The 13466-nt window shown below is 39.6% G+C and carries 7 protein-coding genes and 1 pseudogene; all 8 read right to left on the bottom strand.

Going from position 1 to position 13466, the window contains the following annotated elements; all coding sequences use genetic code 11:
* Window positions 1-216: 216 nt before the first annotated feature.
* Window positions 217-3786, bottom strand: a pseudogene (gene rpoB / locus PYS62_RS00490) (DNA-directed RNA polymerase subunit beta); the annotation flags it as partial.
* Between the two features lie 224 nt (window positions 3787-4010).
* A complete protein-coding gene (locus PYS62_RS00495) occupies window positions 4011-5801 on the bottom strand; it encodes a peptidylprolyl isomerase (protein WP_066714952.1) in 1791 nt (596 codons plus the stop codon).
* Between the two features lie 164 nt (window positions 5802-5965).
* Window positions 5966-7579 (bottom strand): hemolysin family protein, encoded by a 1614-nt coding sequence (locus PYS62_RS00500; protein WP_066714954.1) that lies wholly within the window; start codon window positions 7577-7579, stop codon window positions 5966-5968.
* Between the two features lie 122 nt (window positions 7580-7701).
* Complete coding sequence (locus PYS62_RS00505; protein WP_066714957.1) at window positions 7702-8685, bottom strand: ParB/RepB/Spo0J family partition protein; 984 nt, start codon at window positions 8683-8685, stop codon at window positions 7702-7704.
* 5 nt (window positions 8686-8690) lie between these two features.
* Window positions 8691-9488 (bottom strand): ParA family protein, encoded by a 798-nt coding sequence (locus PYS62_RS00510; protein ID WP_066714959.1) that lies wholly within the window; start codon window positions 9486-9488, stop codon window positions 8691-8693.
* Window positions 9489-9503: 15 nt separating this feature from the next.
* Window positions 9504-11612 carry a DNA topoisomerase (ATP-hydrolyzing) subunit B gene (gene gyrB / locus PYS62_RS00515; protein ID WP_082714389.1) on the bottom strand — a complete coding sequence of 703 codons (2109 nt, stop codon included), beginning with the start codon at window positions 11610-11612 and terminating at the stop codon, window positions 9504-9506.
* A gap of 24 nt (window positions 11613-11636) precedes the next feature.
* Complete coding sequence (locus PYS62_RS00520) at window positions 11637-11837, bottom strand: hypothetical protein (RefSeq protein ID WP_315573230.1); 201 nt, start codon at window positions 11835-11837, stop codon at window positions 11637-11639.
* Window positions 11838-12064: 227 nt separating this feature from the next.
* Window positions 12065-13465, bottom strand: coding sequence for a DNA replication/repair protein RecF (locus PYS62_RS00525; RefSeq protein WP_066714964.1), 1401 nt, complete (start codon window positions 13463-13465; stop codon window positions 12065-12067).
* Window position 13466 lies beyond the last annotated feature (1 nt).

Here is a 13466-nt window from a genome sequence, read left to right on the forward strand (position 1 = left end):
CATATACAAGCTATCTAAAGCGTGGCTGACATTGCTGTCAGCTTCTTGCTTTTCTTCTGTTTCAGCTGGTTCAGTTTCAGCAGCTTGGCCTAACTTGAGTGCAGACTGTTTAGCAATCTCATCTAACTTAGTAGCTAAATCCTTGCCAGCCTCTTGATCAATTAAGGTGTTCATACCGCCGTTTGTCATCATTTCGCTATCTTCATCCACACCATGAATATCGATGTCCAGAGCCAGAGATTGTAATTCTTTGACCAAGACTTTGAAGGACTCTGGTGTACCAGCTTCTGTAATATTCTCGCCTTTGACGATGGATTGATATGCTTTTTCACGACCGTTAACGTCATCTGACTTAAAGGTCAAGATTTCACGCAAAGCGTAAGCAGCACCATAAGCTTGCAATGCCCAAACTTCCATCTCACCGAAACGCTGACCACCGAACTGAGCTTTACCACCCAATGGTTGCTTCGTAACTAAGGAGTAAGGACCAGTTGAACGTGCGTGGATTTTATCATCGACCAAGTGAGCCAACTTCAAGTAATACATGATACCGACTGTAATACGGTTATCGAACGGATTACCTGTACGACCATCATAAAGCACAGTCTTACCATCTGGATCAATACCAGCTTTAGCGAAGGCTTCTTGAATTTCTTTTTCGTTAGCGCAGTCGAATGATGGCACAGCTACATGCCAGCCTAAGATACGAGCTGCATGACCTAAGTGAACTTCCAACAACTGACCGATATTCATACGAGAAGGCACGCCCAAAGGATTCAATACAATATCCAATGTACGACCATCTTTCATAAATGGCATGTCCTCTTCTGGCAAGATACGGGAAACAACACCTTTGTTACCGTGACGACCAGCCATCTTATCACCGACAGACAACTTACGTTTCTGAGCAATGTAAACACGCACCATCTTATTTACGCCGTGTTTCATTTCATCGTTGTTTTCACGTGTAAATACTTTAGCATCAACGACGATACCAGACTCACCGTTTGGCACACGTACGGATGTATCACGAACTTCACGTACCTTTTCGCCGAAGATTGCGCGGTACAATCTCTCTTCAGCCGTTAATTCAGTTTCACCCTTTGGTGTAACTTTACCGACCAAAATATCACCTGTATTGACTTCAGCACCGATACGAATAATACCGTTTTCGTCAAGATCTTTGATCGCATCATCGCTGACGTTAGGAATTTCTCGGGTAATTTCTTCTGGTCCTAACTTCGTGTCACGAGCTTCACATTCAAATTCATCAATGTGAATAGAGGTGTAAACATCGTCACGCACGATGCGTTCGTTAATCAAAACAGCATCCTCGTAGTTGTAACCTTCCCAAGTCATGAATCCGATCAATACGTTCTTACCTAAAGCTAACTCACCTTGATCAGTAGCTGGACCATCGGCAATTGTGTCACCCTTTTCAATCTTGTCGCCATATTTAACGATTGGGCGTTGGTTGATACAGGTGTTCTGGTTAGAACGGCGATACTTAATCAACTTATAACGATCAATTTCGCCATCGTCTGTCTTGATGCAAATTTCATCGCCACTTACAAAATCAACATGGCCACCACGCTTAGCAATGATGCAAGCACCAGAGTCATGAGCGGCATGATATTCCATACCAGTACCGATGATTGGCGCATCAGTTGTAATCAATGGCACAGCCTGTCTCTGCATGTTGGAACCCATCAAAGCACGGTTAGCATCATCGTTGGACAAGAATGGAATCAATGAAGTTGCAACAGATACAACCTGCTTTGGCGAAACATCCATCAAGTCTACGCGCTGAGGCTCAACTTCAATGAACTTATCAAGGTAACGGACAAGCACTTTCTTCTCTGTGAAACGGCCCTCGTCATCAATTGATTCGTTAGCCTGTGCTACGTAATAATAATCTTCCTCATCAGCTGTCATGTAACGAACTTCATTCGTAACAATACCTTTTTCTTTATCATAGATACGATAAGGCGTTTCGATGAAGCCATACTTATTGACCTTAGCATAAGAAGCCAAAGAGTTGATCAAACCGATGTTTGGACCTTCAGGTGTTTCAATCGGGCAAATACGACCATAGTGTGAGGAGTGAACGTCACGCACTTCAAAGTTAGCACGATCACGCGACAAGCCACCAGGTCCCAAAGCTGATAGACGACGTTTGTGTGTCAATTCAGCCAAGAGGTTCGGTTGATCTAAGAATTGTGAAAGTTGGGAACTACCGAAGAACTCCTTAATAGCTGCAGAAATTGGACGAGCATTGACTAATTGTTGTGGGCTTGCAGAATCAATATCTGGCAAAGAACCCATACGCTCACGGGCTACACGCTCCATACGTGAGAAACCGACACGCATTTGGTTCTGTAATAATTCACCAACTGAACGAACACGTCTGTTACCCAAATGGTCAATATCATCGATTGTGCCAACGCCAAATGGTAAGCCCATGAAATAGGAGATAGAAGCTAAAATATCTTCCATGGTCAAATGTTTTGGCATCAAATCAGTCAGATTCTGCTTGATCAATTTGGCGAGAATTTCGGCCTTGCCGACATATTCATCCTCAGCCATGTCTGCTGTTTCCTTAGCATATTTTTCAACAACATCTCGCAAAACTGGCAACAATACTTGCTCGTTGATCCCGCATTTCTCTAAGTCAATTAAGTCTAAAACAGCTTGCTCAATGTAAAGTTGGCAATATGGTATTAGATCAACGCGTGCGTTGGAAACAACCCTAACAACATTCTCACCCTCTACGATCGAATCACCAATTTTCTGAACTGGGTGAATGTTAACTTCGGTAACACCTAAGTTCTGGATCTGATTAGCTTTCTTAGTTGTGATTGTTTCATCAGCTGCAACGATAATTTCGCCATCAACACTTGTAATTGTTTCAGCAGCCTTGTGCCCAACCAAACGACCAGCCAAAGATAACTTCTTGTTGAGTTTGTAGATACCAACTCTAGCCAAATCATAACGGCGAGCATCGAACAAAAGTTGATTAATTAATGTACTAGCACCCTCAGTACTGATAGGCTCACCTGGGCGCAATTTGCGGTATAACTCTTGCAGACCTTCGTCTTGATTGTGGCAAGGATCTTTCTCTAAAGTAGCTTGAACACGTTCGTCATCGCCTAAAAGTTCAATCAAATCTTCGTTGCTGCCATAGCCTAAAGAACGCAACAAAACAGTCAATGGGAACTTACGAGCTCTATCCAAACGCACATAAATTACGTCATTGGCATCCATCTCATATTCCAACCAAGAACCACGGTTAGGGATAACTTGTGAAGAATAAAGTGTTTTGCCAGTCTTAGGGTCTTGACTCTCCAAGAAGTAAGCGCCTGGTGAACGCACCAACTGTGAAATAATGACACGTTCAGCACCGTTGATGATAAACGTACCGTTATCTGTCATAATCGGGAAATCGCCGATATAAATCTGCTGTTCCTTAATTGTGTTGGAACGCTTGTTGACCAAACGGACCTTAATTCTTAATGGAGCAGCATAATTGGCATCACATTCCCTAGCCTGTTCTGTATCATGAACAGGTTTCTTAGGATCGAATTCTTTGCTTAAAAAATGTAGTTCAATGTCGCCTGAATGATCGATAATTGGTGAATAATCTTTAAAAACGTCATCAAGGCCTTCATCGATAAACCACTTATAAGAATTTTTCTGAACTTCAAGAAGATCTGGTAAATCCAAAACTTCCTTCAGTCTCGAATAAGACATTCTCTCTGTCTTACCGAATTTTACGGGATGTACCATAGTCCAATCCTTTCTTCAACTTAGCAAACTAGACAATTGCTCAATAATCAAAATATATATCAAGTAGTTTAACAAAATAAAGTTATATACCTTATAAATTTGTCAAGATAAAAAAGTGCAAAATGGAATATTCTCCATTTTGCACAATTTTGAGTACTTTATTCTAGTAAATTTGTGAAAAGCACTAATTGATTTTTAGTCTTATTTCACAAGTAACACTCTCATTATTTAGTCGTTGTAGCTGTTACTTGGCTAGTTACAGGTCTTTTAGCTTGCTCAGATTGCTTAGCTGCTTGGCTAGCTTGTGGCTTGTTAGCTTCAGCTTTAGCAACTACTCGTTTCAAGAATGGTGCACGATCAACCAGCTTATTAGCGAAAGCGTGAACAACTTTGTTCTCAGGCTTCTCTAACAAGGCTTGAAAATCTTTATCAATCTTAGCTTTTGATTCTTTGTATGAAACAGTTGATTGCCATGCAGCCTTTGGTAAGCGCTCCAAGAATGTAACACCATACAAGCCTAACCTGTCATCTTGGAAGATGTTAGTGTCGCCAGCCTTTCTTGACTCAGTTTCTAACCATTCGCCTAGCTCAGCAACAAATGGGCTTGTGCTTGGCACGAAGTCTACCATATCCATGAAGGAAGATTTATAGTCTTTAATCTCTGTCTTCTTCATAGCTTCCAAACTGTTGTTCTCAGCTAGATATGCTTGCAAAGCATCATTGGCAGCCTGCATAGCTTCTTTGGCTTGTGCATCAGTCAACTTGTCGCTAATCTTCTTAGCCGTCTTGTATTGTTGCTCGATTGTGCGCTTTTGAATCATACGTAAAGTTGCATGTATAGTAGCGCTCTCATCTCTTTGACGACCTAAATACAAGCCGAGATTAATTATACTTGTATTATCTTTACTCTTTGTATAGACATCATTAGCCTTGCGTTTAGCATCACTTACGAATTTGGCAAAGTCAGCATTTGTGATCATGTCTTTCAAGCGCTTATAGCGATAAGGTGCAACTGGACGCATGCCATTTTCTGATTGATAAATGTTTTTGTATTTATCAACAAATGCGACGAATGAAGCTTGATCTTTGATTGCAGCCTTTGCTTCTTTCTCGATAGTCTTTACTTTTTCGTTAGCGGCCTTTTTAGCCTTTTCTAACTTTGCTCTGTATTCTTTTTGCAATTTAGCAGACTCTTCATTGATCTGTTTCAATTTCTCTTTGTCTGTTTCCTTGCCTCGTTCAGGCATCTTAGGCTGCTCAACTTTTTCAGGTTTCACAACTAAGCTGGCATAGAGGAAATCGTAAACGTCATATTCATCTTTCTTAGCTTGATATAACTTCTCTAATTCATCATCACTGTATTTAACAGACTTTGGGGCTTCTTTCTTGTACTTTTCAGCAATTGTCTGTTTGCGCAACAATTCACGGAACAAGTTCTCTGTTACACCCTTACCATAGTTAGTAGCCAAAGCTTCATTTAAGGTTGTCTTATTGGCAACTAATTTTTGCTTATAGTTGTCGATCATCTTATCAAGTTCAGCTTGTTCTTTCTCATCCAACTTGATACCGTTCTTCACAGCTTCTTCGTAAGCTAAAACAAATGACTGGACTTGCTTATCAGCAACTTCACTAATCATCTCACCCCATGTTTGCCCTTTTTTCTCAGAGAAAGCAGCTGGATCATTCAAATTAATCTGCTGGCCCATACGTTGAGCGTAGCGATTAACTTGACTTGCGATTGTGTTATAGAAAAAGTTATACTCTGCAACTGTTACAGTATGTGAGCTGACTTTAGCTGCCGGTAAGTATTTCTGGGCAAAACCAAAAGAAATACTGCTATATAGCAACACAACCACTAAGATGAGTGCTACAACTACTGTTGCAACATAGTTCACACTCTTTTTGAGTTTGAGCGGTGCTTTTTGACCATCCTTATTTTCGCTAGCTAAGCGCTCTTCTCTCGCTTCTCTAGATAACTCCGTTTTTGATTTCATCTCATTTTTGTCTTCTTGCATGTCTAACTCCTTGTATAGAAAACTTTTTTGATTATATGAGTTTCTCAGCTAAATAACAAGAATAGCTGCCTTTTTCCAGCGCTTTGCTATTGATTGTTCAAACTTGCTTTACTTTTTTTTCATCGCCCTTTTATAAGCTTCAGTATCGGCTATTTTACGGGCAATTACTCATGTTCTTTTCTAATTTCACTGTAATTGGGATTAGCAAATTCTCTAACAAAAGATGCGTTTGTTGATTCTAATAAGTACTTATAAAGTTGAGCATAAAGTTTGCTCTGTACTTCTTCATTAGCATTTTCCTCAGACTCATCAGTATCTTCTAATTTGTTCTCAGCTTCTACCTTCTGCCAAGCCTTCGTTAAATCTTGCTCGCGATACCATTTGATGCCTAGCTGAATTTTGGCAATGCGGTTATCTTCCATCTCAATCACATGGAAAATGAAGCGGTCATCCTCGACATAAGGCAATTCATCTGGCTCAGGTATTCTATCCAAGCGCTGCAAGACAAGCCCAGCAATTGTATCAAAATCGTTTTTGTCATCTTCACTGAATGCTAATTCAGCTGTACCTTTGCGGTATGTGCCATCTTTTTGCTCATTGATTATATTAATCTTTTCCTCAACTTCTTCCAAAGACAACATACCATTCACGATATATGAACCATCAGGCTGTAAGATGATATTGCTCTCATCATCATCATATTCATCCTCGATATTGCCGACAATTTCCTCTAATACATCCTCCAATGTCACCAAACCAGCTGTGCCACCATATTCATCAATTACGATAGCCAAAGAAACGTGGTCACGCTGCATATCTTTCAACAAAGCGTCGACTGATTTTGACTCAGGCACACGATATGGTTCACGCATAATTGCCCGAATATTAAAGTTAGCTCTATCGTTGCTGATCATGTATTGCACGATGTCTTTGATGCTGACAACGCCGATAATATCATCAATATCTTCTTCATAAATTGGTACACGACTGTACTTCTCTTCAGACAAAATCTCAGTCAATTCTTCAAATGAAGCTGTGACAGGCAAGGCAACAATATTCGTACGATGCGTCATAATCTCACTTGCTTCTGTATCATTCAATTCAAAGATATTGTCGATCATCTCCCCCTCTGTCTCGTGAATGTTACTTGAGGAACTCGAGATATCCACCAACATACGAATTTCTTCCTCAGTCACTTCTTCTTTCGGCTTTTCGACTGGAATTTTCAAGAGATGCAAAACGGAATTGGCCGTTAAATTAAGTAACTCAGCCATCGGTCTTAACAGGAAATCAGCTATACGCAAAATATGAGCAAAGCGTCTGGCAAATTTATCAGGGTTATTCATTGCCATTCTTTTTGGCACCAATTCACCAAAGACTAAGGATAAATAAGAAATTAAGACAGTAATAACAATCAAGCAGATGTTATCTAACCATAGTGTCGTATGGTTTGGGTCCAAATAAGCTGCTAAGCGGCGGGCGAATTTGTCAGCACCGAAGGAAGCTGAGAGAAAACCAGCTAAAGTGATACAAACTTGAATCGTGGCTAAAAATTTGCCTTGATTATCTAAAAAATAAAGCAACTTGCGGGCAATAATATTGCCTTCTTCGGTCTCTTTGCGCAGCTTGGCGTCTTTCAAATTAATAATTGCCATTTCGGCTGCTGAGAAAAAGCCGTTAATAAAAACTAACAGCAAAATAATAAATATATCTAAGCCTACATGACTAGCATCTAAATGGTTTTGGACTAATAAACTAAATATCCAGGGATCATCCACGTGATACCTTCCTCCTTGTATAAGCGTCTACTTATTTCATGCTGATATTATACAGATTTTTCGCTATTTTTGTGTAAATGGATGCAATTAAATACATAAGCTTGCAGAAATAAGCTAAGCTCCTAATCGTCAAGCTTAACGCCTATTTTGAGCAAAATCTGGTCCAACTCATCGTAATTGTTGAAAGCCAAAATCAATTTGCCTTTGCCTTTCTGCTCAGTTATTTTGACTTTTTGGCCAAAGAAATGCATCAGTCTATCTTCTAATCTAGCTTGCTCACGCCGAGCCATGAGTTCAAGCTCACTGACAGTCTGCTCTTGTTTTTCTTCTTCAGCTAGGGCCAATAATTCTTTGACCTTTTTCTCAACCTCACGCGCTGACCAATCATTCTCAATCGTCAATTTGGCTAGCTTAAGGCAATTTTCTTCATCTTTCAAAGCTAAAAGTGGTTTGGCTTGACCAACAGTTAATGTCTTCTCACTCAACAATTTTTTAACAGAAGCTGGTAACTTCAAAAGGCGCTGCATATTCGTGATAACTGGGCGACTTTTACCAGTCATAGCCGCAATTTCGGCCTGACTTAAACTAAATTCTGAATTTAGCTTGTCATAAGCTTCTGCTTCTTCAATTGGATTTAAATCTTCACGCTGCACATTTTCAACCAAAGCTTGCTTCAACAAGGTAGCTGTATCTAACTCTTTCTGACACACCAAGACAGGCACTTCCGTTAAATTCGCCTGATGGCAAGCTCGCCAGCGTCTTTCACCGGCAATTATTTGGTAGATTTGCTTATCACCGTGTTTGGTAATTGGCTGAACTAAAATTGGCTGTAACAAGCCATATTCTTTGATTGAAGCGGCCAAACTTTGCAATTTGTCCTCAGCAAAATAAGCACGTGGCTGTTGTTTGTTCGGCACAATATCAGAAATTGCCACTGTCTGCAAAGACGTGTTCTCCACAGCCTTAAAATCAAGCTTTTCAACCTTATTTTCATCTGCCTTACTTAAAAGTAAGTCACTACTAATCAGGGCGCTTAAGCCACGGCCTAAACGACTGGCTGGTTTTGTTTTAGTTGAATTAACTTTATTGGACTTACCTTTGCTCATTGATCTTACTCCTCAGCCTGACTACGCTTAATTACCTCTTTGGCCAACTTAGTATAAGCCAAGGAGCCCTTGGAAATCCAAGCATATTCAATAATTGCTTGCCCATAACTTGGCGCTTCACTCAAGCGAACATTGCGTGGAATAACAGTTTGAAAAATCTTATCGGGGAAGAAATTTTTCACTTCATCATAAACTTGTTTACTAAGTTGTGTTCGACTATCATACATCGTCACTAAAACGCCAAATATATCAAGTTTTGGGTTAGAACTAGCCTTAACGAGTTCAATTGTTTTCAATAATTGTGAAACACCTTCCAAAGCGTAATACTCAGCTTGAATTGGAATTAAGACACTATTAGATGCTGTAAGGGCATCAATTGTCAACAAGCTCAAAGATGGCGGACAGTCAATGATGACAAAATCATACTTATAGGTTTTGTCATTTTCAGCCAAGTCTTTGACAATCTGCAAAGCCTTTTTTAGTCTTAATTCTCTCTCATCAGCCGTAGCTAATTCTACCTCAGCCCCTGCCAAATCGATGCTCGAAGCTATAAGATCCAAATTTGGCCGATTCTGCTTGATAATAGCTGCCTCAATTGACTTTGCATCTAAAAGCACATCATAAATAGACTTATCAACAGCTTGTTTATCTACTCCCAAGCCGCTTGTCGTATTACCTTGTGCGTCCAAATCAATCAAAAGTACTTTTTTCTTCTTAGCTGCCAAACAAGCTGCCAAATTAATACAGCTAGTTGTTTTGCCAACCCCACCTTTTTGATTAACAATTGCTATTACTTTCATCATTACACCTGTTACAAATTAATCAATCGTTGCTAAAGCTGCATTAGTTTGAATGAATTCTCGTCTAGGCTCAACCTGATCGCCCATCAACATACTCATAGTTTCATCAGCATTTTGGAAATCTTTGACATTGACTTGCAGCAATCTTCTCGTCTCTGGATTCATAGTTGTCTCCCAGAGCTGATCTTTATCCATTTCGCCCAAGCCTTTGTAACGCTGAATACGTGGGTTCTTGAAATTCTGTTCTGCCTTAATCTTCTCAAGTTCAGCATCCGTATAAGCATAGAATTTCTTACTGTTATTGCCCTCAATCATATAAAGTGGCGGACAAGCGATATAGACATGCCCTTGTTCTATTAATGGACGCATGTGTCTAAAGAAGAAGGTCAAAAGTAAAGTTCTAATATGCGCACCGTCAACATCGGCATCAGCCATGATAATTATTTTGTTATAACGCAATTTGGTAATGTCAAAATCGCTACCAATACCTGTACCGAGTGCAATTACAACTGGTTGTAGCTTCTCGTTATTGTAGACTTTATCGATTCTAGCGCGTTCTACATTCAACATCTTGCCCCAAAGTGGCAAAATTGCCTGATATTTACGCTCACGACCATTCTTAGCAGAACCACCAGCTGAGTCACCCTCAACAATGAAAATCTCGCACAATTCAGGATCTTTCTCCTGACAGTCACTCAATTTGCCTGGGAGCGAAACGCTATCAAAAACAGATTTACGTCTGGTTAATTCACGCGCTTTTCTGGCAGCATCACGTGCCGACATAGCATCGATACACTTCGTGACAATAATCTTTGCTTCTGTTGGATGTTCTTCCAAGTAAGTGGCTAATTCGCTACCTAAAGTTGTTTCGACAATTGTTCTAATCTCGGCATTACCTAATTTTGTCTTTGTCTGACCCTCGAACTGTGGATCTGGCAATTTAACCGAAATAATAGCTGTCAAACCCTCACGTACATCATCGCCTGATAAGTTACGGTCATTGTCTTTGAGCAATTTATATTTACGTGCATAATCATTAATTACTTTCGTCAAAGCGCTTCTAAAGCCAGTTAAATGTGTACCACCTTCGACAGTTGCAATGTTATTAGCATAAGAATAAACATTCTCCACATATGATGTGTTGTATTGCATTGCCACTTCGACAAAAATATCGCCGTCAGCTTTGGCAATGTAAATTGGCTCACTATGCAAACATTCTTTCTTCTTGTTCAAATATTCAACGAACGAGATTATACCGCCATCATAGTGCAAGTTCTTAGAAACCATATCCTGGCCATCTTCGACATGTCTAGCATCTTGCAACAAGAGTGTCACTTCTTTGTTCAAGAAAGCCATTTCACGGTAGCGTGTCAGCATCAAATCAAAGTCAAAATCTGTATCTGGGAAAATTTCTGGATCTGGCTTAAAGATTGTACGTGTACCTGTCTCATTAATTTGGCATGAACCGACGATGGTAAGTGGTTTAACTGTCTTACCACGCTCAAAACGAATGTAATGAATTGTGCCTTCACGTTTGACATATACTTCCATCCACTCTGACAGAGCATTAACAACGGAAGCGCCAACGCCGTGCAAACCACCTGAAATAGAATAAGCTCCACCGCCGAATTTGCCGCCAGCATGCAAAATTGTATGGACAACTTCAACTGTCGGTATACCCATCTTGGGGTGAATACCAACTGGAATACCACCACCATCATCAACTACTTCAACTGAACCATCAGCCTGCAAGGTAACTTTGATCTTGTCACAGCGGCCAGCCAAAGCTTCATCGACTGAGTTTGCCACAATCTCATAAACCAAATGATGTAAGCCTCGACTAGTCGTATCACCAATATACATACCAGGACGCTTACGCACAGCTTCCAACCCTTCCAAAACTTGGATTTGGTCATCAGAATAGACCACATCGTTTTCTGTCTTGAAATCAACCTGTCTATCTACATTCTCTTTCTCTTCAACGAAATTATCGTCCGTCAAAGCATGTACATCTTCCGCCAAATTACGGAAATCTTCCTCAGCCTCGACTTGTTTATTTTCAGTTTGTTTATCGGCAAGCTGCTCATTCTGCTTCATTTCAGCATCTTTTTCTGTTGCAAGTGTCATCATTCATACAACCTCTTTCTTAACTCAAGAACGTCTCATCCGTTCAATAAGTTTGCGACTGTTATAAGGTGAAAGATAGGCTGCGCGCACAGTCAAAACCAAACTCAAAGGCAAACTTTCAGGTTCAGCTGGAATGAGTCTGGCATTTTCAGCGGCATAATGCAAAAACTGGCCACTTTTATTCTTGGCAGCCTCAGTTATGCTGTCCAAATCAAAAACAGCCACTATCTTCTTATGTTCAATCCAAATATTTCCACCAATGTCTATATACACCCTTTAATTATACCATAACCCTCAAAAAAGACTATTTTACAATCAGGTAAAATGCACATATATATCCCGAAAATTAGGGCATATATCGCCCAAACGCAATAGATATTTTTCATAGTAGTTCTTTGAAATTTAGCTTTACTTTTTCTTTTTTTTGTATAAAAAGTCTACATCAGAAATAGTTACTCTTTGCTAAATTCACTCAGACTGACTTCACCTTGTCGTGTTTGACTCTGCACAGCTTCGTACTTTGTAGCTTCGCCTTGCTGTTCCTCACCTTGCGTGATTATGTCTTGATTGACTTCGCCCTGCGTAATTTCGCCTTGATTGACTTGAATAAAACAAATATCAGTCTTTGGCATTTGCATATTTGCCATGAAATCTAAATCTGTACAAGTCAATAGAACCTGCCTGTCCATGATATTGTGTAACAAAGCTTGCTGCCTTAAACTATCTAGTTCACTCAAAACATCATCCAAAAGTAAAACAGGCTTAATCTGCTTCACATAAGTTAAATAATCGCATTCAGCTAATTTCAGGGCCAAAATGACAGTTCTTTGCTGACCTTGTGAAGCATACAAACGACAATTTTTCTCATTGAGATAAAATTCCAAATCATCTCTTTGCGGCCCAATACTACAATGTCCCTTAAAAAAGTCACTATTAAATGCCTGCTCTACTTTGTAGCTTAAAAGCTCTTTAATTTTATCGACTGTTATATCATTGGTAAGCGGAACACAACTCAAATACTTAACTTGTAAGGTTTCCTTGCCCAAACTTAACATATCTTGATAGTTTGTAACCAACTTATTGAAAGCTAACACCACCTGTAAGCGCTCAAAAATAATTAAGCTAGCCACTTCAACAAAATTCTTATTCAACGTCAAAATCATGCCCAGTTTTTGCTTAATTGCTTGTTCCTGATTAGCTTCATTTAAATTTGCAACCAGTTCATGCAAGTAAGCACGATTCAAAACTGTTGCACTGACAGTAGACTTCAGCAAAGATTTATACTGCTCTAACACACATTTAGGGTCAAATACTTGTAATTCTTTCAATAAGCGATTTTTGCTTTGCAATAACTGATTTAACTTCTGCAAATTATAAATATAAGCTCGCTTCGACTGCGCCAAAATCCGATTAAGAAATTGGCGTCTTAGTTGCGGACTTGATTTGATCAACAACAAATCTTCTGGTGCAAACAAAACTGCATTGAAATTGCCGATAAAATCTGCCACTCTAGCCACGGGCAAATTATCTTTGCTATAAGTTTTTTCTGTCTTATTAACTGCTTTTTTAATCTCTAAAGCTAAAGTCGAAGCTTCTACAAACTTGCTTGAATTATCAGTCAATTCATTCGCCAAAGTTGCATGTAAAAGGCAGCTGTCAGCCTTAAAATTGATAAGCTCGCTATCATTGTTCGTTCGATATGAATCAGCTAAGGCTAAAAGATACACAGCTTCTAATAAATTCGTCTTACCTTGGCCATTAGCTCCATGAATAATATTAAGCAAGTTGCCAAATTGGACATTTGCTTGCTTAATATTACGGAAATTACATAGAGATAGCTCACGAATAAGCATG

The sequence above is a fragment of the Amygdalobacter nucleatus genome (assembly GCF_029167365.1).
Taxonomy (GTDB): Bacteria; Bacillota; Clostridia; order Saccharofermentanales; family Fastidiosipilaceae; genus Amygdalobacter; species Amygdalobacter nucleatus.